The sequence below is a fragment of the Pseudoxanthomonas sp. Root630 genome (assembly GCF_001427585.1).
Classification (GTDB): Bacteria; Pseudomonadota; Gammaproteobacteria; order Xanthomonadales; family Xanthomonadaceae; genus Pseudoxanthomonas_A.
In genome coordinates this window covers 171,793-192,978 of record NZ_LMGY01000016.1, presented here as the reverse complement: position 1 = coordinate 192,978, position 21,186 = coordinate 171,793, and the positions used below count along the sequence as shown (strand labels likewise).

General features: G+C 67.6%; 21 protein-coding genes and 1 pseudogene. 13 read left to right on the top strand and 9 right to left on the bottom strand.

Annotation, left to right across the window (positions count from 1 at the left end; all coding sequences use genetic code 11):
* Positions 1 to 2 precede the first annotated feature (2 nt).
* The 3 genes from ASD72_RS13155 to ASD72_RS13145 all read left to right on the top strand — a co-directional run bounded on the left by ASD72_RS13155 (position 3) and on the right by ASD72_RS13145 (position 3,349).
* Positions 3 to 1,562 carry a YdiU family protein gene (locus tag ASD72_RS13155; protein ID WP_056880405.1) on the top strand — a complete coding sequence of 520 codons (1,560 nt, stop codon included), beginning with the start codon at positions 3 to 5 and terminating at the stop codon, positions 1,560 to 1,562.
* Between the two features lie 44 nt (positions 1,563 to 1,606).
* On the top strand, positions 1,607 to 2,278 hold the full coding sequence (locus tag ASD72_RS13150; RefSeq protein WP_056880404.1) for a glutathione S-transferase: 672 nt from the start codon (positions 1,607 to 1,609) through the stop codon (positions 2,276 to 2,278).
* An 84-nt stretch (positions 2,279 to 2,362) separates the two neighbouring features.
* Positions 2,363 to 3,349: an LLM class flavin-dependent oxidoreductase gene (locus ASD72_RS13145; protein WP_056880697.1), complete on the top strand. Its 987-nt coding sequence runs from the start codon at positions 2,363 to 2,365 to the stop codon at positions 3,347 to 3,349.
* Positions 3,350 to 3,352: 3 nt separating this feature from the next.
* On the opposite strand, the gene ASD72_RS13140 is transcribed toward ASD72_RS13145, so the two are convergent.
* The 3 genes from ASD72_RS13140 to ASD72_RS13130 form a co-directional block, all read right to left on the bottom strand.
* Complete coding sequence (locus ASD72_RS13140; RefSeq protein WP_056880403.1) at positions 3,353 to 4,969, bottom strand: carboxylesterase/lipase family protein; 1,617 nt, start codon at positions 4,967 to 4,969, stop codon at positions 3,353 to 3,355.
* A gap of 69 nt (positions 4,970 to 5,038) precedes the next feature.
* On the bottom strand, positions 5,039 to 6,220 hold the full coding sequence (locus ASD72_RS13135; RefSeq protein ID WP_255357654.1) for an NAD(P)/FAD-dependent oxidoreductase: 1,182 nt from the start codon (positions 6,218 to 6,220) through the stop codon (positions 5,039 to 5,041).
* A gap of 1 nt (position 6,221) precedes the next feature.
* Positions 6,222 to 6,779, bottom strand: coding sequence for a YaeQ family protein (locus tag ASD72_RS13130; protein ID WP_056880401.1), 558 nt, complete (start codon positions 6,777 to 6,779; stop codon positions 6,222 to 6,224).
* A gap of 308 nt (positions 6,780 to 7,087) precedes the next feature.
* Between ASD72_RS13130 and ASD72_RS13125 the strand changes: the two genes are divergently transcribed.
* Entirely contained in the window at positions 7,088 to 7,297 is a 210-nt protein-coding gene (locus ASD72_RS13125) for a cold-shock protein (protein ID WP_056880400.1), read from the top strand.
* Positions 7,298 to 7,461: 164 nt separating this feature from the next.
* On the opposite strand, the gene dbpA is transcribed toward ASD72_RS13125, so the two are convergent.
* The 4 genes from dbpA to ASD72_RS13105 are packed head-to-tail and all read right to left on the bottom strand — an operon-like array spanning position 7,462 to position 10,670.
* The gene (gene dbpA / locus ASD72_RS13120; protein WP_056880399.1) at positions 7,462 to 8,838 is read right to left on the bottom strand and encodes an ATP-dependent RNA helicase DbpA; all 1,377 of its coding nucleotides are present in this window, start codon (positions 8,836 to 8,838) and stop codon (positions 7,462 to 7,464) included.
* A 38-nt stretch (positions 8,839 to 8,876) separates the two neighbouring features.
* Positions 8,877 to 9,311: a barstar family protein gene (locus tag ASD72_RS13115; RefSeq protein WP_056880398.1), complete on the bottom strand. Its 435-nt coding sequence runs from the start codon at positions 9,309 to 9,311 to the stop codon at positions 8,877 to 8,879.
* Entirely contained in the window at positions 9,308 to 9,847 is a 540-nt protein-coding gene (locus ASD72_RS20645) for a ribonuclease domain-containing protein (protein WP_235578020.1), read from the bottom strand. Before ASD72_RS20645 ends, ASD72_RS13115 begins: the two co-directional genes overlap by 4 nt.
* Positions 9,848 to 9,890: 43 nt before the next feature.
* On the bottom strand, positions 9,891 to 10,670 hold the full coding sequence (locus ASD72_RS13105; RefSeq protein ID WP_056880397.1) for a YbaY family lipoprotein: 780 nt from the start codon (positions 10,668 to 10,670) through the stop codon (positions 9,891 to 9,893).
* A 116-nt stretch (positions 10,671 to 10,786) separates the two neighbouring features.
* Here ASD72_RS13105 and ASD72_RS13100 point away from each other — a divergent pair, with 116 nt between their 5' ends.
* From ASD72_RS13100 to ASD72_RS13090, 3 genes are all read left to right on the top strand, one after another.
* Positions 10,787 to 11,392 (top strand): YdeI/OmpD-associated family protein, encoded by a 606-nt coding sequence (locus ASD72_RS13100; RefSeq protein ID WP_056880396.1) that lies wholly within the window; start codon positions 10,787 to 10,789, stop codon positions 11,390 to 11,392.
* A gap of 120 nt (positions 11,393 to 11,512) precedes the next feature.
* The gene (locus ASD72_RS13095) at positions 11,513 to 12,397 is read left to right on the top strand and encodes a ZIP family metal transporter (RefSeq protein WP_056880395.1); all 885 of its coding nucleotides are present in this window, start codon (positions 11,513 to 11,515) and stop codon (positions 12,395 to 12,397) included.
* Between the two features lie 51 nt (positions 12,398 to 12,448).
* Positions 12,449 to 13,201 (top strand): glutathione S-transferase family protein, encoded by a 753-nt coding sequence (locus tag ASD72_RS13090; RefSeq protein WP_056880394.1) that lies wholly within the window; start codon positions 12,449 to 12,451, stop codon positions 13,199 to 13,201.
* Positions 13,202 to 13,347: 146 nt separating this feature from the next.
* Here ASD72_RS13090 and ASD72_RS13085 read toward each other — a convergent pair.
* Positions 13,348 to 15,036, bottom strand: a pseudogene (locus ASD72_RS13085) (M14 family metallopeptidase); the annotation flags it as partial.
* A gap of 214 nt (positions 15,037 to 15,250) precedes the next feature.
* On the opposite strand from ASD72_RS13085, the gene ASD72_RS13080 reads away from it, so the two are divergent.
* The 3 genes from ASD72_RS13080 (at position 15,251) to ASD72_RS21330 (ending at position 18,300) form a co-directional block, all read left to right on the top strand.
* Complete coding sequence (locus ASD72_RS13080) at positions 15,251 to 16,918, top strand: MFS transporter (RefSeq protein WP_056880392.1); 1,668 nt, start codon at positions 15,251 to 15,253, stop codon at positions 16,916 to 16,918.
* A 7-nt stretch (positions 16,919 to 16,925) separates the two neighbouring features.
* Positions 16,926 to 17,543, top strand: a complete 618-nt coding sequence (locus tag ASD72_RS13075; protein ID WP_056880391.1) for a rhomboid family intramembrane serine protease — start codon at positions 16,926 to 16,928, stop codon at positions 17,541 to 17,543.
* A gap of 79 nt (positions 17,544 to 17,622) precedes the next feature.
* A complete protein-coding gene (locus ASD72_RS21330) occupies positions 17,623 to 18,300 on the top strand; it encodes a hypothetical protein (protein WP_200948895.1) in 678 nt (225 codons plus the stop codon).
* A gap of 144 nt (positions 18,301 to 18,444) precedes the next feature.
* Here ASD72_RS21330 and ASD72_RS13065 read toward each other — a convergent pair whose 3' ends face one another.
* Entirely contained in the window at positions 18,445 to 18,648 is a 204-nt protein-coding gene (locus ASD72_RS13065; protein ID WP_056880390.1) for a hypothetical protein, read from the bottom strand.
* A 198-nt stretch (positions 18,649 to 18,846) separates the two neighbouring features.
* Here ASD72_RS13065 and ASD72_RS13060 point away from each other — a divergent pair, with 198 nt between their 5' ends.
* From ASD72_RS13060 to cfa, 3 genes are all read left to right on the top strand, one after another.
* Entirely contained in the window at positions 18,847 to 19,140 is a 294-nt protein-coding gene (locus ASD72_RS13060; RefSeq protein ID WP_056880389.1) for a GNAT family N-acetyltransferase, read from the top strand.
* Positions 19,141 to 19,239: 99 nt separating this feature from the next.
* Positions 19,240 to 20,052 (top strand): DUF3298 and DUF4163 domain-containing protein, encoded by an 813-nt coding sequence (locus ASD72_RS13055; RefSeq protein WP_056880388.1) that lies wholly within the window; start codon positions 19,240 to 19,242, stop codon positions 20,050 to 20,052.
* Between the two features lie 7 nt (positions 20,053 to 20,059).
* On the top strand, positions 20,060 to 21,178 hold the full coding sequence (gene cfa / locus ASD72_RS13050; RefSeq protein WP_056880387.1) for a cyclopropane fatty acyl phospholipid synthase: 1,119 nt from the start codon (positions 20,060 to 20,062) through the stop codon (positions 21,176 to 21,178).
* Positions 21,179 to 21,186 lie beyond the last annotated feature (8 nt).

Genomic DNA, 21,186 nt, shown 5'->3' with positions numbered 1-21,186 from the left:
CGATGCACGCGCTGCGCTTCGACAACCGCTACATCGGAGAACTGCCGGGCGATCCGGAACAGTCCCCGCATCGCCGCGACGTGCGTGCCGCGCTGTGGTCGGCGGTGGCGCCGACGCCGGTCGCTGCACCCGTACTGCTGGCGCATTCGCCCGAGGTGGCGGCGCTGGTCGGCTTCGATGCCGCCGATGTCGCCTCGCCCGACTTCGCCCAGGTCTTCGGTGGCAACGCCCTGCTGCCGGGCATGCAGCCTTACGCCGGCAACTACGGCGGCCATCAGTTCGGCAGTTGGGCCGGGCAGCTGGGCGACGGGCGTGCGATCACGCTGGGCGAAGTGGTCAATGCGCGTGGTGAGCGCTGGGAACTGCAGCTCAAGGGCGCCGGACCGACGCCGTACTCGCGTACCGCCGATGGGCGTGCGGTGCTGCGCTCATCGATCCGCGAGTTCCTGTGCAGCGAGGCCATGCATCACCTGGGCGTGCCGACCACGCGCGCGCTCAGCCTGGTGGGAACCGGCGAACAGGTCGTGCGCGACATGTTCTACGACGGTCACCCCGTGGCCGAACCCGGTGCGGTGGTCTGCCGGGTGGCGCCTTCCTTCCTGCGCTTCGGTCACTACCAGTTGCCCATGTCGCGGGGTGAAACCGACGTGCTGCGCACGCTGGTGGATTTCACGATCCGGCGTGACTTCCCGCACCTGGAGGGCGAGGGCGAAGCGCTCTACGGCGCCTGGTTCGCCGAGGTCTGCGAACGCACGGCGGTGATGGTGGCGCACTGGATGCGCGTGGGCTTCGTGCATGGCGTGATGAACACCGACAACATGTCGGTGCTGGGCCTGACGATCGACTACGGTCCGTACGGCTGGATCGATGACTACGACCCGGACTGGACGCCGAATATCACCGATGCGCAGGGTCGCCGCTATCGCTTCGGCTGGCAGCCGCGCGTGGCGGGATGGAACCTGACCCGCCTGGCCCATGCGCTGTCGCCGTTGTTCGATGGTGTCGATGCCCTGCAGGACGGACTGCAACGGTTCGCCGACACCCACGCACGCGAAGAGCGCGACAACACCGTGCGCAAACTCGGGCTGGCGGCGCATCGGGACGGCGATACGGAGCACATGCTTGCGCTGCAAGCCATCCTGCAGCAAGGCGAGATCGACATGACGTTGTTCTTCCGGGCGTTGATCGGTGCCGATCTGGGCGATGCCTCGCTGTCGGCGTTCGACGCTGCCTTCTACGATGCGGCCAAGCGCGAGACGGTGGCACCCGTGCTGCGCGAGTGGCTGTCGGCGCACGCGCGACGGATCGAAGACGATCCGCTGGATCCCGCGACACGGCGCGAGCGGATGCGCCTGGCCAACCCGCGCTACGTGCTCCGCAACTATCTCGCGCAGCAGGCGATCGACGCGGCGGAAGCCGGCGACCTGTCGGCCGTGCACGAACTGCTAGACGTCATGCGCCGGCCCTACAACGACCAGCCGGGCCGCGAGCGGTTCGCGCAACGCCGGCCGGACTGGGCCCGCGACCGCGCGGGGTGTTCGATGCTGTCGTGCAGTTCCTGAGGGCCGGCGCGCGATAGCATGCCGCATCCCCACGGAGCGTCGGCATGATCACTGTCCACCACCTCAATAATTCCCGGTCCCAGCGGGTGCTCTGGCTGCTGGAGGAACTCGGGCTGGACTACACGGTGGTGCGCTACCAGCGCGACCCGCAGACGATGCTGGCACCGCCGGAGTTGAAGAAGATGCATCCGCTGGGCAAATCGCCGGTCGTGGTGGATGGCGAGCATGTGCTGGCCGAATCCGGCGCGGTCCTCGAATATCTGGTGGAGCGCTACGACGCCGCACGCCGCTTCGCGCCGTCGCCCGGCACGGCGGAGCATCTGCGCTATCGCTACTGGCTGCACTACGCCGAAGGCTCGGCGATGCCGCCGATGCTGCTGAGCCTGGTGTTCTCGCGGTTGAAGAAAGCGCCGATGCCGTTCTTCGCCCGGCCGATCGCGCGCGGCATCGCCGACAAGGCGCTGAAGACCTTCGTGGGGCCGCAGGTGAAGCTCCACCTGGGCTACATGGAAAGCGAACTCGGCAAGGCGGCGTGGTTCGCAGGCGAGCAGTTCAGCGCGGCCGACATCCAGATGAGTTTCCCGGTCGAAGCCGCCGCCGTGCGCGCCGGCCTGGAGACGTATCCGAACCTCGCCGTCTTCCTGCAGCGCATCCACGCGCGACCGGCCTACCAGCGCGCCCTGGAGCAGGGTGGCCCGTTCGATCTGCTGGGATGAGCGGGATACAGCATCCCGCCCGTTGCGGTGGAATCGCGCCGCGTGCGGCCCCATGACGATGGCATCGCCATCGCCGGTAGCCCCATGATTCCGTATTCGCTCCTCGACCTCGCCCCCGTCTGCGAGGGCAGCGACACCACGCAGGCCTTCGTCCACATGCGCGACCTGGCGCAGCACGCCGAGCGCTGGGGGTATACGCGCTACTGGCTGGCTGAGCACCACAACATGCCGGGCATCGCCAGCGCGGCGACGGCGGTGCTGATCGGCCATGTGGCGGGCGCCACGTCGACGATCCGCGTCGGTGCGGGCGGCATCATGCTGCCCAATCACTCGCCGCTGCAGGTGGCCGAGCAGTTCGGCACGCTGGCCTCGCTGTATCCGGGCCGCATCGACCTGGGCCTGGGCCGTGCGCCCGGGACCGACCAGCCCACCGCCCGCGCGTTGCGTCGCTACTTCGACAGCGCCGAACAGTTCCCGCAGGATGTGCAGGAGCTGCTGCGCTACTTCGAACCGGTGCAGGAAGGCCAGGCGGTGCGCGCCGTGCCGGGCGCAGGCCTGGATGTGCCGGTGTGGTTGCTGGGCTCCAGCCTGTTCGGCGCGCAGCTCTCGGCCGCGCTCGGCCTGCCGTATGCGTTCGCGTCGCACTTCGCGCCGGATGCGATGGACCAGGCACTGCTGCTGTACCACCGCGACTTCCGTCCGTCGAAGCGGCAGCCGAAGCCGCATGCGATGCTCGCGTTGAACGTGGTCGCGGCCGAGACCGATGCCGAAGCCAAGCATCTGTTCACCACCCAGCAACAGGCCTTCGTCAACCTGCGGCGCGGCCGCGCCGGCCTCGTGCCGCCGCCGATCGACGACATCGACACGTTCTGGGAGCCACACGAAAAAGCAGGCGTGGCGCAGGCGCTGGCCTGCGCCGTGATCGGCAGCCGCGACACCGTGCGCAAGGGCATCGCGGACTTCATCCAGCGGCACCGCCCCGACGAACTGATGTTGACCGCCAACATCTTCGATCACGCCAAGCGGCTGCGATCGTTCGAGATCGCCGCCGAGGTGATGGCCGGCGGCTGACGCTCAGAAGGTGCCGCGCTGCACGAACGGCACCTGTTCGTAGAGTCGCCGCTCCCCGCCGCGCGGGTCGTCCTGCAACCGCGAAGCGTCGTCGAAGATCATCGTCTGCCGCTGCGGCAGCGTGTACGGCGACCAGGCCGGCAGGCCGGCGTGGTTGGGGTCGCCGTGGCGGGCGAGGGCGATCAGGGCCTCGCTCATGCGCGAGGCCATCGCGTGGGCGCGCGCGTCGTCGCCGGTTTTCGATCCCTCTGCCGCGACGTTGTCGAAGACCAGCGGAATGTCCAGCGTGTGGAAGGCACGCAAGCGGCCGCCCTCGGCGGGCGAGCGCCAGTCCAGCTGGTAGACCCAGGCGGGCGCGCCCTGCAACGCACGCGCTTCGGCCTCGATGACGGCGCCGCGCCAGGAGCGGCCGGCCGTGGTGGCGGCGAAGAACACCTCCGATGGCGTGTAGTCCGGATACAGCCGGCGGTACTCCGCGATGACCACGTCCGGGGACAGATCCACGTATTGCTGTTCGCGCAGCTTCTGCGGCAGCGCGTCCCACGTCAGGGCGAAGTTCGCCTCGTCGTTGCCCAGGAATGCGCGGGTTTCGTCCCGCGTGTTACCGATGATCATCGGGATGCGGGCCGACTGCGCAGGCGCATCGGGGTAGAACGGATGCCGCGGGAGGTTGTGCGTATCCAGCACGGGGCCGAAGTAGAGCGACGTGTTCTCCACGCGCGATGGATCGCGCATGCGCGTCGCCTCCAGCAGGCGCGCCATCGGCATCGCCAGCAGCGCGTCGGTGTCGCCCGGACCCAACCCCAGCTCGGCGAGGAACAGCGCCGTGCGCTGCGCCGCGGCGCGCGGACCGGCGGCGGTGACCTGCTGGCCGCTCATCGTCATCGCTTTGTGGAACAGGCCGTCGGCCTCCGGCATCGCCATCAGGGTGGCGATCTTGGCGCCGCCGCCGGACTGGCCGAACACGGTGACGTTGCCGGCATCGCCACCGAATTCGTGTGCATGCTCGCGTACCCAGTGCAGCGCATCGATCAGGTCCAGCTGGCCCGCGTTGCCGGCATCGCGCAGGCGTTCGTCGCCGCTCTCGCCCAGGTAGAGATAGCCGAATGCGTTGAGCCGGTGGTTGACGGTAACCACGACGACATCGCCGCGACGACACAGGTTCACGCCGTCGTAGAGCGGATGCGAGCCGGAGCCGTTGTTGTAGCCACCGCCATGAATGTAGAAAAGGATCGGGCGCTTCCGCCCGTCCCGCAGTGCTGGCGTGTGGATGTTGAGGAACAGGCAGTCTTCGCTGATCGGCTGACCGTCGGCGTCACCGCGCTGCGGGGCGGAGGCGCCGTGGCGGGTCGCATCGCGCACGCCGGTCCATGCCAGCTCGCGGGAAGCGCGCTGGAAGCGGCGTGTCGAGGTATCCGCGCCGTAGGCCACGCCCCGGAACACATGGATGCCACGTTCGGTCCGACCGGCGATGCGACCGCTGCGCGTCGTGGCGACGGGAGCGCCTCGCGTCGCCCGGGTGCCGACGGGTAGCGCCGTCGCCAGGGCGACGAGCATGGACGTGCCGGCGGACTGGATCAGGAAGCGGCGGCGCGGTGGGGCGAAGTCGGAAGAACCCATGGAAACCCTGGAATGACACCGGTTTCCAAAGAGTAGCAAGGCAGGCGCGGACGGGAACGCCGCAGTGCGTCAGACCGCCATGCCGGCGGCGTAGCCCGAGGCCCAGGCCCACTGGAAGTTGTAGCCGCCCAGCCAGCCGGTGACGTCGAGCACTTCGCCAACGAAGAACAGGCCGGCCACCTGCTTCGACATCATCGTGCTGCTGGACACGCCATCGGTATCCACGCCGCCCAGCGTCACTTCCGCCGTGCGGTAGCCCTCGGTACCGCTGGCGACCAGCGGCCAGTCGGCGAGCAGCGTGGCGGCCTCCTTCAGCTGCGGCGCGTTGAACTGCTTCATCGGCCGGTTGGGCAGCCACAGTTCGCACAGGCGCTGCGCGAAGCGGCGCGGCAGCACGTCGGACAGGACCGTCTTCAGTTCGGCGTCGGGCCGCTGCTTCTGCTGTGCCAGCAGCCAGTCCAGCGCATCGTGGTCGGGCAACAGGTCCAGGCGCAGGTCGTCGCCGGGCTGCCAGTAGGAGGAAATCTGCAGGATCGACGGGCCACTGACCCCACGATGGGTCAGCAGCACGAAGTTGCGGAAGCGGGCCTTGCCGCAGCGTGCTTCCACCGGGAAGGACACGCCGCTCAGGTCGGCCAGGCGCTCCTGGTGCTTGCCGGTGAGCGTCAGCGGCACCAGCCCCGCGCGGGTGGGAAGCACGTCGTGGCCGAACCGCTTGGCCAGCTCGTAGCCGAATCCGGTGGCGCCCATGCTCGGGATCGACAACCCGCCGGTGGCGACGACCAGCGACGGTGCGGCGAAGCGGCCCAGCGAGGTGTCCACGCGGAACACGCCGTCGGCCTGTTCGATGCGTTCCACACGGCAATCCGTCTCGATGCGGACGCCGGCGGCCAGGCACTCGTCCACCAGCATCTTCACGATCAGCTTGGAAGAGACATCGCAGAACAGCTGCCCGAGTTCCTTCTCGTGGTAGGCGACTCGGTGCCGCTCGACCATCTCGATGAAATCGGCGGGCGTGTAGCGGGCGAGCGCCGACTTGCAGAAATGCGGGTTGGCGGATAGGAAGTTGGCTGGCGTGGTGCCGGTGTTGGTGAAATTGCAGCGCCCGCCGCCGGACATCAGGATCTTCTTGCCCACCTTGTTGGCGTGCTCGACCACCAGCACGCGCAGGCCGCGCTGGCCGGCGGTGAGGGCGGTCATCAGCCCGGCGGCACCGCCGCCGATGACCAGCACGTCGTGGGTGGGCAGCACGTCAGCGCCCGCGCGCGGTGCCGGCCTGGCGCACCACGGGGCGAAGATCCAGCGTCCCCTCGTCTCCCATCCAGTGCAGTTCGCCGTCCTGGATCATCACGTTGAAGCGCATGGTGCGGCCCATCCATGTTTCCAGGGTCTCGACCGCGGGAAAGGGGAGGTCGATGACGGTGAGGTGGGCGTGGCGGGCCAGGGCGCTGGCATTCTTCTCCCACCACACATCGGCCGCGCGGCCGCTGTAATTCACCACGATGACTTCGTTGGCCCGCCCGCAGGCCTTGCGGATACGGGATTCGTCGGGCTGGCCCAGGTCGATCCACTGGGTGATGTCGCCGGTGTAGTCCTTGCGCCAGAGGTCGGGTTCGTCATCGGTGCTCAGGCCGCGGCCGAATTCCAGCCGCTCATCCGCGAACAGGGCGAAGGCGACCAGGCGGACCATCAGCCGCTGGTCGGTCTCCGACGGATGCTGCGCCAGGGTGAGGGTGTGGCCGCCGTAGTAATGGCGGTCCATGTCACTGACCTGCAGTTCGGCTTTGACGACGGTGGCTTTGAGCGCCATGGCGGGGTTCGGGCAAAAGGGGCGCCATGATACGCCGCATGCCCGGCGCCGCCGGGGCGGCTGCAACCGGTTACAGGGACGGGTGCCGGCGCCCTGTTCAGGTTCGGCGTGAAAGTTATTCGCTTTTGCAACCAAACCCCGGTAGAGTGCGCGGCACTGTGCTTGCCAGGGTCACCGTGAATCGTGAGCCTGATGCGGTAGATACATCTGCTACATCTTCCCGCTTTACCAACGCCTGCAAACCCAGTCCCGTTCCAGCCAATGCTGGAATCGTGGTCCTTTCATCCATGTTTCAGGAGTTAGTAAAGATGTCTGATCGTCAGACCGGCACCGTCAAGTGGTTCAACGACGCCAAGGGCTTCGGCTTCATCACCCCGCAGAGCGGCCCCGACCTGTTCGTGCACTTCCGCTCGATCCAGGGCAATGGCTTCAAGTCGCTGAAGGAAGGCCAGCAGGTCACCTTCGTCGCCGTGCAGGGCCAGAAGGGCATGCAGGCCGACCAGGTGCAGGCGCTGTAATCCAGCCCTGAACCCTACGGTTCAAGAAAACGCCGGTGCGCAAGCGCCGGCGTTTTTGTTTGTGCGGTCTTGCTGCTGTGCGAGCGACGTCAGTCGCGACGACGCACCCGCATCGTTTCCCGACCGGTGATAGCGACTGACGTCGCTCCCACATCACCAAAGCGTCAGAGTTTGCGCACGCGGAAGCTGCGGCCCTTGATCTTGCCCGCGTTGAGCCGCGCCAGTGCCGCGCCCGCCTTGTCGCGCGCGACCGCCACATAGGTGCGGGTGGGGAAAACGTTGATCTTGCCGATGGCCGCCGCGGACAGCCCCGCGTCGCCGGTCAGCGCACCAAGCACATCGCCCGGACGCAATTTGTCGGTCTTGCCGGCGTCGATCCGCAACGTGGTCATCGCCGCCGGCGGCGCGGCATGCGCCTTGGGGGCGGTCGGCACATTGCGGTCCCACAGCAACGGCGCGCCGAGGCGCTCCTCCAGCATCGTCGCGCGCGGCAGTTCGCGCGGCGTGCAGAGACTGATCGCCAGGCCTTCGCGGCCGGCGCGGCCGGTACGGCCGATGCGGTGGATGTAGGTGTCGGCATCGCTGGGCATGTCGAAATTGACCACCAGGCCCAGGTCCTCGATGTCCAGTCCGCGCGCGGCCACGTCGCTGGCCACCAGCACGTTGCAGCTGCGGTTGGCGAAACGCACCAGCACTTCGTCGCGGTCGCGTTGCTCCATGTCGCCGTGCAGCGCGAGGGCGGAGAAGCCGAAGTGCTGCAGCGAACCGGCGACTTCGTCGACATCCTTGCGCATGTTGCAGAACACCACGCAGGTTTCCACGCGCTGCTGCGCGATCAGCCCGGCCAGCGCGATCTGCTTGCGTGCCGGTTCGACCTGCACGAAGCGTTGCTCGATCGCGGCCTGTTCCTGCGGTGCATCCACCGTCACTTCCAGAGGGTCGCGCAGCGTATTGCGGGCGATCGCGCGGATGGCGTCGGTGAAGGTGGCGGAGAACAGCAGGCTCTGTCGGTCCTTCGGGGTCTTGCCGGTGATTTCGCGGATGGGTTCTTCGAATCCCATGTCCAGCATGCGGTCCGCCTCGTCCAGCACCAGCGTGCGAATGCCGCCCAGGTGCAGCACTTTCTTCCGCAGCAGTTCCTGGATGCGGCCCGGCGTGCCGACCACCACGTGCGGGTCGTGCGCTTCCAGCGAACGGATCTGCGGTTCCAGCGGCAGCCCGCCGCACAGGGTCAGTACCTTGAGGTTCGGTAGGCCCACCGCCAGTTTGCGCACCTGTTGCGCGACCTGGTCCGCGAGTTCACGCGTCGGGCACAGCACCAGCGCCTGGGTGCGCACGGTGGCCAGGTCCAGCCGATGCAACAGGCCGATACCGAACGCGGCTGTCTTGCCGCTGCCGGTGGGGGCCTGCGCGATGACGTCGCGGCCGTCGAGGATGGCGGGCAGGCTCTGCGCCTGGATGGGGGTCGGCTGGGTGTAGCCGAGGGCGTCGACGCCCTGCTGCAGGCCGGGCGACAGCGGGAGATGGGAGAAATCGTGCATGCGCCATTTTCGCAGATCGGCGCCCGCCTCGCCGGTGGTTACTGCAGGTCCGGGAAATCCTCTTCCGGCAACGCGATGAAGGCCCAGAACGGCACCTCGTCGGCGGCCCATGCCTGGGAAGCTTCATCCAGGATGTCGAGCAGGGTGTCGAAATCGTCTTCGTTGCGCTCGCGCAGCGCATGGGCTTCCTCGAACAGCAGCACATAGCCGGGCGCGGGCAGCCAGGAGAGATCCCGCAGGCTGTCGGACAGCGCATCCCAGTTGCGACCCGAGGTATCGGGGAAGTCCAACACCGTGGCGATGCGCAGCAGCAGCGCGGCCTTGCCATCGCAGCCGGAAAGATCGACGCGGCGCGCGAGCAGGCCGGCATCGCGCCCCACGGCGGCAAGCGCGCCAAGATCGTCCTCGGTGACGAAGAACACGCCGGCGTGCGCGGGATCGGTCAGGCCGGGATCGAAGCCGGAGTCGCTCATGGGACGCTGCCCTGGCCGATTTCGAACCGGCGGAAGCTGTCGTAGTGGTCGTCGGTGTAGTAGTACTCGCTCGGCGGGTTCCCGCCGGTGACGATGCGACGCGTACCACGATGATCGAGGCCCGGCGTATCCACCGTGTACTCGTGGTAGTACCCGCGTGCCTGGCGCGGCAGGCGGCCTTCCCGGTTCTGGAAGACGGCGCCATCCTGCCGGTGCGGGAAAGGGCCACCCTGCTGGATGAGGGTCAGCGTGGCGCGCGCCTCGGGTGGGAGGAAGGCGGGCAGCGCATCCGTCGCCGGCACCGTGGCCGCACGCGCGGGTTCCGGTTCGACCGTCGGTACCTGTCCGGCGAGGCCGCCCGGCCGCGTGTCCTCGACCGGTGGCAGCGAGAGTGTTTCGTTGATCCGTTGCGGATCGCCGGCTTCCTGCGTGGCGACGACGGCCGGTGCGTCGGGTGCGTCATCGCGCTGCGACCACCACCAGGCGCCGGCACCGATCAGGAGCAGCGCGACGAAAGCGAGCAGGGGAAGGCGCAGGCCGGAAGATTGGCGGCGGCGGGAGCGTCGGCTCATCGGGGGCTCATTCGTTGAGGAAGCGGCCGCAGCCGCGATAGGTCTGTTCGCCGACAACCAGGGTCATGGAAACAGGGTATTCGGTATCGCTCATGCCGTCGCTGCAGGCCTCGCGCCGGGTGGTCAGCGATACGCTGGCCTGGTCGGCGGTCTTGCCGCGGTAGCCATCCGGAATGCGATCCAGCTGCGCCACATCGACCTCGCGCTCACCGTAATCGAGTTCCGCATGCAGCGGCGGGGTGGGGCCGCTGCCCACTTCGACCAGCCAGCCGGGCTCGGTGCCGATACCGCGGAAGACGATGCCACGCGCCTTCGCCTGATCCCAAGGGGAGCCGGTCGGCGGGACCGGGTCGCCACCGGCGCGCACCATGCGGAATTCCACCGGGGACGACGTGCCCAGCGTGACCGGCACGCGGGTATCGGTGACGAACCACAGCTTCCCTTGCGCATCGCGCAGGCCGGCATGCAGGCCGTACTGGCCGTTGGGCCGGAGCTTCGCCGGGTCGTAGGTCAGCGAGAAGGCATACGGCGAGCCGGACAGGTCGGTGAATTCCTGGCTGGCGACAACGGCCGCCGGAGTATCGGCCAACTGCGCGTCGACCAACTGCACGCTCAGGCGTGCGCCGGGCGGCGCCGCGATCCGTTCCAGGTAGGTGGCGCGGCCTTCGAGGGTGGCAGTCGGGTGCGGCGTGTCGGCCGCAGGCGTCGGTGAGCCCGGATGGGTGTTGGGGCGCGGCGTGCACGCCGCCAGCGACAGACAGGCGACGGCCAGCAGGGGACGGATCATCGAGGGCGCTCCCGCGTTCGAGGTGGCCCAGCATAGCCATCCGTCGTGTAATGGTTCGTCAATGCGGGCAGGCCGTGGGCCGCGCTACAGTGCGCCAGCCCCTCGGAAAGCCCGACATGCCGACGACCGATCCGCGCGTGGACGCCTACATCGCCAAGGCCGCCGACTTCGCCCAACCGATCCTGATGCATGCGCGCGCCGTTGTGCACGAGGCGTGCCCACAGGTGGAGGAAACGGTGAAGTGGGGCATGCCGACGTTCCAGTACGGAGGGCGCATCCTGTGCGGCATGGCGGCCTTCAAGCAGCATGCGTCGTTCGGTTTCTGGCAGCACGCGCAGGTGATGGACACCGGCGAGCGGACCGGCATGGGCAGCTTCGGCAAGATGACGACCGTCCGCGACTTTCCCGCCAAGCGCACCTTGATCGCGCTCGTCCGCAAGGCGATGGCTCTGATCGATGCGGGCGGGAAACCCGGGACGCAGCGCACCGAACGGGCGGCCCGGCCGACCCTTCGCGTGCCCGCCGACCTGCGCGATGCGCTGGCCGGCAACGCCGCTGCGAAGACGACGTTCGATGGCTTCAGCCCCAGCGCACGCCGCGACTACATCGAGTGGATCACCGAAGCCAAGCGCGCGGAGACGCGGGCGCGCCGGCTAGAACAGGCCATCGCCTGGCTGGCGGAGGGCAAGACCCGGAACTGGAAGTACGAGCGGCGCGGATGAGCCACGCCGGAGATTGAGCGCGTCCATCGCACCGATTCAGTTTTGCGATGACAGCGGCGAGCGGGGCGGCGCTACGATGCCGCGACACGACGAAACGCATCGCGCCCCGGAGACCCCGGCATGAACCGCGTCCTGCAGCCGTTCGCCCATACCCGCACGCAGACGTCCTGGCCGTATCTGCTGGCCGTGGCCGCGATCATCGCGGTCGCGCTCTGGTGCGTGGTCGGCATGTCCGCCGATCCCTCCGCGGGGGGCGTGCGGCAGGCCGTGCGAGGCGGCGCATTGTGCGCCCTGGCAACCGCGCTGGGGGCGCTGCCGGTGCTGATCGTCCGGGCGATTCCACAGCGTGTCTCCGATGGCCTGCTGGGATTCGGTGCCGGCGTAATGCTGGCCGCCACTGCATTCTCGCTGGTGCTGCCGGGCCTGGAGGCGGCCACCGGCGCGGGTTACTCGCCGTGGGGCGCCGCGGCGCTGGTCAGCGGTGGTGTGCTGCTCGGCGCGGGCGTGCTGCTGGTGATGGATCGCGTGCTGGTCGACGATCCCCTGGATGCGCAGCGGCATCTGGTGCCGTCGCGGGTCATGCTGTTCGTCCTGGCGATCGTGCTGCACAACGTGCCCGAGGGCATGGCGGTCGGTGTGCCGGCGGGCGGTCGGTTGAGTGGCGCGGAAGGACTCGCCATGGGCATCGCGTTGCAGGACGTGCCCGAAGGCCTGGTGGTGGCGCTCGTGCTGGCGACGGCCGGCATGGCGCGCAGCAAGGCGGTTTTCATCGGGGCCCTGTCTGGCGTGGCCGAACCGCTGGCGGCCGTGCCCAGCGCGTGGGCCGTGGGCCTGTCCTCGATGCTGCTGCCGTGGGGCCTGGCTTTCGCGGCAGGCGCGATGCTGATCGCGGTGGGGCATAGCGTGATCCCGGAGTCCAATCGCCACGGCCACGGCGCGATTGCCTCATGGGGCCTGGCTATCGGCTTCTGCCTGATGATGGCGCTGGACACCGCCCTGGGTTGACCCGGCTGCGGAGAGTGCGCACGCTGCGTGCGACCCCAACGGAGCAGCGACATGGCGGAAGCGCTGACGATCATCGGCAACTACATCTCGCCGTACGTGCGGAAAGTGCTGGTCTGCCTGGAGCTGAAGGGCATTGCTTACCGCATCGACCCCATCGCCCCGTTCGTGGGCGACGAGGACTTCAGCAAACTCAGCCCGCTGCGCCGCATCCCGGTGCTGATCGATGGCGATCTGGTGCTCAACGATTCGACCGTGATCTGCGAATACCTGCAGGACCGCTTCCCGTCGCCGTCGCTGTATCCGGCCGATCCGGTGGAGCGCGCGAAGGCGCGCTGGCTGGAGGAGTACGCGGATTCCTACCTCGGCGACGTGGTGATCTGGCGGATGTTCTTCCAGAAAGGCGTGCGCCGCTTCCTGTTCAACGAAGGAACGGACGAGGAGGTTTTCCGCAAGGCGCGCGAGGAAGAGTTGCCGGTCGCACTGGACTACCTGGAAGCGCGATTGCCGGAAGCGGGCTGGATCTTCGGTGACCTGTCGATCGCCGACATCAGCATCGCCAGCTTCTTCCGCAATGCCGTGTTCGTGAAATACCAGGTGGACGCGCAGCGGTGGCCGCGCGTGGCGGCCTTTCTCGATCGCGCGCTTGCGCTGCCGGCGTTCGCCAGGCTGGCCGCGTTCGAGGATCGCACGCTGCGCACGCCCTTGCCCGAGCAGCGCGCTGTACTCGCCGGAATGGGGGCGCCGCTCACCGAGACGACGTGCGGCAACGCGGCGCCGCGTTATGGGGTGATGCGGTTGGGGTGAAGTCGCGTTATCGCTCTTCTGTAGGAGCGACGTCAGTCGCGACCGCACACCTGCAGCGTCATGACGCCAACGGTCTTGCTCATTGCCACGGACATGGCATTTGTAGGGTCGCGACTGACGTCGCTCCTACAGGAAGCTGAGCGGGCTCAAGGCGCCGCATCCACCCGCAACACCGGGTACAGCTGGTAGCGCTCGTCCCAGGAAGGGTGGCGGCGGTAGAAGAACTCCAGGCGCGCAGTGGGATCGTTGGCGAAGGCCTTGTCTTCGCGCAGCCGCCGCTCGAACTCGGCCTTCACCGCAGGGTCGCGGAGCATCTCGCGCGCCACGCTCTCGGCCACGTAGTCCTCCATGTACTCCTTGCGCTCGAACGCGTTGTTGAAACGGCCCCACGCAAGCAGCGAGTCCGGGGCTTTCGGCTCCAGTAGCGCCATCACCAGGCGTGCCTTGGCTTGTGCGATCGGGACGAACAACGCACCGGTCGGCGTGGTGCGCTGTTCGCGCGTCCAGTCGCCCTCGACGGCCAGGCGCTGGTGCGTTTCCACGGAGGTGCCACCGAAGCTGCTCTTCGTCGCGCGGAACACTTGCGCGTCGCCCTGCCACGGCTTGCCGAGCAGGCGGTACGCCACGCCGTGCGTCTTCAGCACGGCCGCGACCCACGCGGCGTCCGCTGCGGGGACCAGGTAGCCGCCACGCGGCGCTTCCACGACGAGGCCGGGACGGATGTCGTCCTTCAGCGGTACTTTCCAGACCTGGGGCGTGGTCTCGTCGTAGTGCGTCATCAGCGCGCCGGACACCTCGGATTTCGTGCGCGTGTAGGCATAGCCGCGGAAGTCGACCGTGCGCGACGTCGGTGCCGCCACCCAGGCCAGCGGCTCGGCGGTACCGGCCAGCTGCGTGGCGGACGCATCGGCCTGTTTCGCCGCGGCCAGCCAGGAGGCACCGTCGCGTGCGACGTGCTCCAGCACCGAGACGACGGTGTTGCGGGTGATCCGCACGCGTACCGGATACTCCTTCCACGAGTGCGTTTCCACCAGCATGCCGATGCGGTTGCGCAGCAAGAAGTAGCCGTGCGAGAAGCGCGGCGGCGGCACGCCGTCCTCGAAGCCGGACGTGGGGTCGTCCTGCACGACGAAGGAGGGATAGTAGGGCAGCGGCAGCGAACCCTGCTTGGCGAGATCGTCGATCACGCTGCTACGCAGTGCGAGGCCCGCTTTGCGCAATCCGGCATCGCCGGCATGCACGGGTTCGACCTGGATGGAGATGTCGTGCTCGAACTGCGCGCCGTTGGTGGCATGCAGGTCCACGGCGACGATCGGGTCCCAGCGCTGCACCAGCTGCAGCATGGCCTGCATCTCCGGCGTGTCGGCCTTCACGTAGTCGCGGTTGAGGTTGTAGTTCTGCGCGGTGGTGCGCCAGCCCATTTCCCGGGGGCCGCGCTGGTTGGGCCGGTTCCAGGCGCCGAAGCGCTCGTGGCCATCGACGTTGAACACCGGCACGAACACCCAGACCAGCTTGTCGAGCGCGCCTGCGGCGGCTTTTCCTTCCAGCACCTCGCGCAGCGCGAGGAAGCCGGCATCCTTGCCATCGATCTCACCGGCGTGGATGCCGCCCTGTACCAGCACGACGGGCAACTGGCGGCGCTGCGCCTGTTCCGGCGTGAGCGCACCGCTGGTGGAGGCGACCAATGCCTTCATCGGCCGGCCCTCCGGCGTGGTGCCGAACGTGGTGCATCGCACGGCCTTGGGGTATTGCCGTGCGAAGGCATCGCAGAGGGCGATCACTTCGTCGTACCGGCCGGTGTCGATGAATCCAGAGCGTTCGGACACCGTGGTCAGGGCGGGCTGGGCGTTTGCGAGCGGCATGAGGGCCAGCAGCAGCGTGGTGCAGAACGGTCGCAGCATGGTCGTATCCTGAACAGGGCAGGGCGCATGATGCCCCGCAATCGCGGTCAGTCCCAGTCCCTGTTGCACGGGCGAAGGCAGGTCTGGAGGTTCGACCCGCCGCGGGCCAATACGGTAACCTTCCGGGACTTTTTCACCGGAAGATCGGATGAGCACGAGCGCAGAAGCCAGCCCGGGTCGCATGCCCCGCCAGATTCCCTACATCATCGGCAACGAGGCGTGCGAGCGGTTCAGCTTCTACGGGATGCGCAACATCCTGGTGCCGTTCCTGATCAGTTCGGTGCTGCTGGCCTACCTGCCGGACCAGGCGGCGCGCGAAGGCGCGGCGAAGGACCTGTTCCACAGCTTCGTGATCGGCGTGTATTTCTTTCCGCTGCTGGGCGGCTGGCTGTCGGACCGCTATTTCGGCAAGTACAACACCGTTCTGTGGTTCTCGCTGATCTACTGCGCCGGCCACGCGTGCCTGGCCATGTTCGAGAGCCATGCGACCGGCTTCTACACCGGACTGTTCCTCATCGCACTGGGCTCGGGGGGCATCAAGCCGCTGGTGGTGACTTTCTGCGGCGACCAGTTCGACCAGACGAACAAGAGCAAGGCGAAGGTCGTCTTCGATGCCTTCTACTGGATCATCAATTTCGGTTCGTTCTTCGCCTCGCTGCTCATGCCGCTGGTGCTGCGCAACTGGGGCCCGGCGTGGGCCTTCGGTATCCCGGGCATCCTGATGTTCATCGCGACGCTGATCTTCTGGGCAGGACGCAAGAAGTACGTCAACGTGCCGCCGTCGCGCGGAACCGATCCGGACTCCTTCCTCAACATCGTGCGCAGCGCGTTGCTGGGCAAAGGGGTGGGCATCGGCACGCTGGTCGCGGCCGTCGGCGTGATCGGCGCCGTGGTGATGCTGGCGCTGTGGGCGCTGAAGTTCGCCGGGGTCGCGGCATGGCCCGAGGCATGGGGATTCGTGATTACGGCGTGCCTGGCGTTGGGCGCGGTGATCGCGGGCGTCGGGTTCGGCGCGTCGCTGCAGCTCGAGCGCGCGCGCGGGCTGCATCCGGATGCTGCCATCGAAGGCGTGCGTTCGGTGCTTCGCATCCTGATCGTGTTCGCGCTGGTCACGCCGTTCTGGTCGTTGTTCGACCAGAAGGCTTCGACCTGGGTGATCCAGGGGCGTGCGATGTTCGTGCCAGGCGACGCATGGTGGTGGCCGAGCTTCCTGATCCAGCCGCCCACCGCGCTGATGGGCACCGAGGAGTACACCAAGCAGATCTCCGCGGCCGCCGCGCAGATGCAGTCGCTCAACCCGCTGATGGTCATGCTGCTGATCCCGTTCAACAACCTGGTGCTGTACCCGGCGCTGCGCCGCATGGGGTTCAACGTCACCGCGTTGCGGCGCATGGGGTGGGGCATCGCGATCTCGGCGCTGTCCTGGATCGTGGCCGGCCTGCTGCAGTTGCAGATGGACGATGGCGAGAAGGTCTCGCTCGCATGGCAGACGCTGCCCTACCTGCTGCTCACCTTCGGCGAGGTACTGGTATCCGCGACGGCGCTGGAGTTCGCGTACAGCCAGGCGCCGATGACGATGAAGGGCGTGATCATGGCGTTCTGGTACCTGACCAGCACCTTCGGCGGGCTGTGGGTGCTGTTGACCAATGCCAGCGTGCGCGACCCGGCCGTGATCGGCTGGATCCAGGGGCAAGGCTGGACGGAGAACGCCTTCCTGATGTTCTTCTTCGCCGGTTTCGCGTTCGTGGCCGCGTTGGCGTTCGCGCTCTACGCCCGTACCTATCCGATGCAGGACAACTACCGCACCGCGGCTTGAGGACACGATGAGCGCACCGATCACCCTGCTGCTGATCGCGGTCACCTGCGTGGTCAGTTTCATCGCGTTCCGCACGCCGTCGCTGCTGATGCGATTGATCCTCTGGCCACCGGCGATCGACCGCCACCGCCAGTACGACCGGCTGGTGACCTACGGGTTCATCCACGCCGATGTCTGGCACCTGCTGTTCAACATGCTCACGCTGTTCTTCTTCGGCCGGTTGATGGAACAGATCATCACCCAGCTGAGCGGTAGCCGCCTGACCTTCGTGGCGTTCTATTTCTCGGCGCTGGTGGTGTCGATCCTGCCCACCTACCTCAAGCACCAGAAGGACCCGAACTACCGCAGCCTGGGCGCGTCCGGCGCGGTGTCCGCCGTGTTGTTCGCGTACATCCTGATCGATCCGTGGGCGATGATCGGCGTGTTCTTCATCCCCATGCCGGCCATCGTGTTCGCCGTGCTCTACATCGCGTACAGCATCTGGATGGACAAGCGCGGCGGCGACAACATCAACCACGGTGCCCATCTGGCGGGAGCGGCGTACGGCATCCTGTTCCTGGTCGCGCTGGAGCCGGCCGTGCTGACCCACTTCATCGGCGCCTTGTCGCGGCCCAGCTTCGGTTAAGTCGCCATTGCGGTAGCGATCACCTGCACTGAAGGTTCTCCATGCTATTCCCGTGTCATGTCCCCACGTGGAGCAGCACATGGCAACGGCACGCAAGGCGACGGGCAAGAAGGCCGCCAGGAAGGCGGTGAAGAAAGTGGCGAAGAAAGCCACAAAGAAAGCTACGAAGAAAGCCGTGAAGAAGACGGCCGCCCGCACGACGAAGAAAGTGGCCAGCAAGGCCGCGAAGAAAGCGGTCAAGAAGACCGCAGTCCGTCAGGTCGCGAAGAAGGCGGCAGCGAAGAAGACGCCCCGGAAGAACGCGGCCGAACGCGCGCCCGCGAAGAAACCGGTAAAGAAGGTCGCACGCAAAGCCGTCGTCAAGACGGCGGCCAGGAAGGTCGCGAAGAAGGTGGTGAAGAAGACCGCCACGGCCTCGCGCGCTACGCCGGCCGTGAAGCCGCGGAAGGTCGCGACATCACCGCGCAAGGCACCGGCACGCAAACGCGTACCGAAGAAGATCACGCCCGAACAGGCGCTCGCGACAGCGAAGGCGTTGCTGGAACAGAAGCAGGAGCACGATCGCCAGCCGGCACCGTGGCAGCAATTGGACGAGGACGGCCACGGGTCGACGCAGGGTGCCGGTTTCGTGTCGTCGGAGGCCGCTGGCAAGGCGCTGGAGTTGCATGCCGCGGAGAGCCGGATGAAGGCCATCCAGGGCAGCGCCGGCACGCAGGACCGGCGCAACCAGGGCAAGCGCGATCATCGCGGCGAGTGATGCCGCGGCTTCGACGAAACGAGTGGGATGTATCAGGTGCTTCCCGCGAGGGCGGGAGGGACGGGACTCCGGCGCGGCAGTCGCACCCGAAGGCGGACCCCTGCGCCGCGCCGGAGCACCCGGTAGAAAGAAGCGTCTTCCTGCTCAGTCCATCAACGAGTGCACGGCGTGCACGCTGCCGATCTCGGCGCTGGAGTAGGCGGACATCAAGCGCTCGTACACCGCGTTGTTGAGGCGCTCGAACTCCCAGTCGCTGGTGTGGCCGGTGACGGTGAGCTGGAACAGGCCTTCAAGCAGCGTGAAGTCGCTGGCGTTGGAGACGTCGGGCAATTCTTCGATCAGGCTCATGGCGGAACTCCGAAGTGCGGGTCTATGGCCCTACACACGCAGCAATCGTGCCAACTCTCGTTTCGCGAAGTCGATCACGTTTCAGGCGCGCCCTGAATCCTTTCACAAGGATGAATGTGACGTGTTGCGTCAGTTTTGCCTCAGCCCCCGGTGGGCAGTGCGTCACAATGCCCATGAGCCCCCCGCCACGGAGATCCCATGACCGCTGACCCGCGTTCCCCGGATGTGCATCACGACCCCGATGCCCGCCGTTTCCACACCCTGCTGGACGGCTACGAGGCCGAATTGCTGTATTCGCTGCGGGACGGCCGGATGATCATCAACCACACGGGGGTGCCCGACCAGATCGGCGGGCGCGGCGTCGCCGCGACCCTGGTCAAGGCGGCGCTGGATCACGCGCGAGCGCAGGGTTGGCGCGTGGTGCCTGCTTGCTCCTATTCCGCGGCCTATGTCGAGCGTCATCCTGAATACGCTGGGCTTGTCGATGCGTGAACCTGCTGCAGGTCACGGGTGGTGCGCCCTAGAATGACGGCCATCACACGCGGAAGGAGCCCGAACGTGTCCCCCTGGAAGACCCCCCACACCCTGCGCATGGCCTGCCTGGCCCTGCTGGCGGCCGCCTCGCTGGCGGCCTGCAAGCGCGAATCCCCGTCCGGCGCGCCGGCCGACGCCCCGGCTGTTCCGGCGGCGGGGACCACCCCCGACACGACGACGGCGCCGGTCGGGTTGAAAGACGTCATCGAAACCACCGACCACTATGTGGTGGGTATCAGCTATCCCGCGTCGGTGAACCGGTATCCCGGTCTGGCGAAGGCGCTGGCCGACTACGCGGCCGCCGAGCGGGCCGAGTTGATGGAGGCGGTGGAGGCTTTCGGCAACGACAAACCCTCGGCGCCCTATGAGCTGTCGCTGGCGTTCGAGCAAGTGGTGGATACACCGCAGATCGTGGCGGTCGCCGCCGACGGCAGCCGCTACACCGGCGGCGCGCATGGCCAGCCGCTGATCGCGCGTTTCGTCTGGCTGCCGCAGCAGGACCAGCGCCTCACGTCGGCGGCCCTCGTGACGGGCGCCAAGGGCTGGCAGGCCATCAGCGATTACGTGCGCGAGCAGTTGCACACCGCCGTGGTCACGCGCGCGGACGAAGACGAACTGGCGCCGGTGGACCGTGCCGCGCTCATCAAGAGCACCTCGCGGATGATCGACGAGGGTACGGAGCCCGAGCCCCGCAACTTCAGCGAATTCGTGCCGGTGCTCGACGCTGCCGGCCACATCACCGCCCTGCGTTTCGTGTTCCCGCCTTACCAGGTGGGGCCGTACGCGGACGGCACGCAGACCGTCGACGTGCCAGCGGCGGTCCTGCTTCCGCACATCGCACCGGAGTACGCGGGGCTGTTCGCCCGCTGAGTCCGCCATGTCGCACGCCCGCTTCGAGCACAGGATGCGATCCCTGTTGGCCGAAGCGGATGTGCGGATCGATGGCGGCCGGCCATGGGACTTCCGGGTCAACGACGCCCGCGTGCATGCGCGCGTGCTCGGCCAGGGTTCGCTGGGGCTCGGTGAAAGCTACATGGACGGCTGGTGGGACGCGGACGCGCTGGACGACCTGCTGTTCCGCCTGCTGGATGCGCGCTTGGACGAGCGCATGCATGGGCCGGGCGAGATATTCGATGCGCTGCGCGCACGCCTGACCAACCTGCAGTCGCGCCGTCGTAGCGGCGAGGTCGGTCGCCGCCATTACGATCTGGGCAACGACCTGTACGCGGCCATGCTCGGTCGTCGCCTGGTCTACAGCTGCGCCTATTGGCGCGACGCCGTGGAACTGGACGCCGCCCAGGAGGCCAAGCTGGACCTGGTGTGCCGCAAGTTGCGACTGGTCCCCGGCATGCGCGTGCTCGACATCGGTTGTGGCTGGGGCGAGGCGTTGAAGTTCGCGGCCGAGCGGTACGGCGTCAGCGGCGTCGGCGTGACCATCTCGGCCGAGCAGGCCGAGTACGCGCGCGGGCTGTGCGCGGGCCTGCCGATCGAGATCCGCCTGTGGGATTACCGCGATCTCGACGAGCGCTTCGATGCGGCGTTCTCGCTGGGCATGTTCGAACACGTCGGGGTGAAGAACTACGCCACCTTCTTCGACGTCGTCCGCCGCTGCCTGCCCGCCGATGGCCTGTTCCTGCTGCACAGCATCGGCACGAACCGCTCGGTGCACCGCACCGACCCGTGGATCGCGCGCTACATCTTCCCCAACTCGATGCTGCCGTCCGCGGCGCAGATCACCCATGCGATGGAAGGGAGGTTCGTGCTGGAGGACTGGCACAGTTTCGGCGCCGACTACGACCGCACGCTGGAGGCGTGGCGGAGCAACGTGGAAGCCGCATGGGTGCATCTCGATCCGCGCTACGACACGCGTTTCCGCCGGATGTGGCGCTTCTACCTGAGCGCCTCGATGGCCACGTTCCGCAGCCGCCGCTCGCAGTTGTGGCAACTGGTGCTGTCGCCCCGCGGTGTGCGCGGCGGATACGTCGCACCGCGCTGACAGGGCCT

Excerpts from the sequence above, each read along its gene's own strand:
- ASD72_RS13155 (WP_056880405.1), top strand. The coding sequence starts at position 3 with ATGCACGCGCTGCGCTTCGACAACCGCTACATCGGAGAACTGCCGGGC.
- ASD72_RS13150 (WP_056880404.1), top strand. The coding sequence starts at position 1,607 with ATGATCACTGTCCACCACCTCAATAATTCCCGGTCCCAGCGGGTGCTC.
- ASD72_RS13145 (WP_056880697.1), top strand. The coding sequence starts at position 2,363 with ATGATTCCGTATTCGCTCCTCGACCTCGCCCCCGTCTGCGAGGGCAGC.
- ASD72_RS13140 (WP_056880403.1), bottom strand. The coding sequence starts at position 4,969 with ATGGGTTCTTCCGACTTCGCCCCACCGCGCCGCCGCTTCCTGATCCAG.
- ASD72_RS13130 (WP_056880401.1), bottom strand. The coding sequence starts at position 6,779 with ATGGCGCTCAAAGCCACCGTCGTCAAAGCCGAACTGCAGGTCAGTGAC.
- ASD72_RS13125 (WP_056880400.1), top strand. The coding sequence starts at position 7,088 with ATGTCTGATCGTCAGACCGGCACCGTCAAGTGGTTCAACGACGCCAAG.
- dbpA (WP_056880399.1), bottom strand. The coding sequence starts at position 8,838 with ATGCACGATTTCTCCCATCTCCCGCTGTCGCCCGGCCTGCAGCAGGGC.
- ASD72_RS13115 (WP_056880398.1), bottom strand. The coding sequence starts at position 9,311 with ATGAGCGACTCCGGCTTCGATCCCGGCCTGACCGATCCCGCGCACGCC.
- ASD72_RS13105 (WP_056880397.1), bottom strand. The coding sequence starts at position 10,670 with ATGATCCGTCCCCTGCTGGCCGTCGCCTGTCTGTCGCTGGCGGCGTGC.
- ASD72_RS13100 (WP_056880396.1), top strand. The coding sequence starts at position 10,787 with ATGCCGACGACCGATCCGCGCGTGGACGCCTACATCGCCAAGGCCGCC.
- ASD72_RS13095 (WP_056880395.1), top strand. The coding sequence starts at position 11,513 with ATGAACCGCGTCCTGCAGCCGTTCGCCCATACCCGCACGCAGACGTCC.
- ASD72_RS13090 (WP_056880394.1), top strand. The coding sequence starts at position 12,449 with ATGGCGGAAGCGCTGACGATCATCGGCAACTACATCTCGCCGTACGTG.
- ASD72_RS13080 (WP_056880392.1), top strand. The coding sequence starts at position 15,251 with ATGAGCACGAGCGCAGAAGCCAGCCCGGGTCGCATGCCCCGCCAGATT.
- ASD72_RS13075 (WP_056880391.1), top strand. The coding sequence starts at position 16,926 with ATGAGCGCACCGATCACCCTGCTGCTGATCGCGGTCACCTGCGTGGTC.
- ASD72_RS21330 (WP_200948895.1), top strand. The coding sequence starts at position 17,623 with ATGGCAACGGCACGCAAGGCGACGGGCAAGAAGGCCGCCAGGAAGGCG.
- ASD72_RS13065 (WP_056880390.1), bottom strand. The coding sequence starts at position 18,648 with ATGAGCCTGATCGAAGAATTGCCCGACGTCTCCAACGCCAGCGACTTC.
- ASD72_RS13060 (WP_056880389.1), top strand. The coding sequence starts at position 18,847 with ATGACCGCTGACCCGCGTTCCCCGGATGTGCATCACGACCCCGATGCC.
- ASD72_RS13055 (WP_056880388.1), top strand. The coding sequence starts at position 19,240 with ATGGCCTGCCTGGCCCTGCTGGCGGCCGCCTCGCTGGCGGCCTGCAAG.
- cfa (WP_056880387.1), top strand. The coding sequence starts at position 20,060 with ATGTCGCACGCCCGCTTCGAGCACAGGATGCGATCCCTGTTGGCCGAA.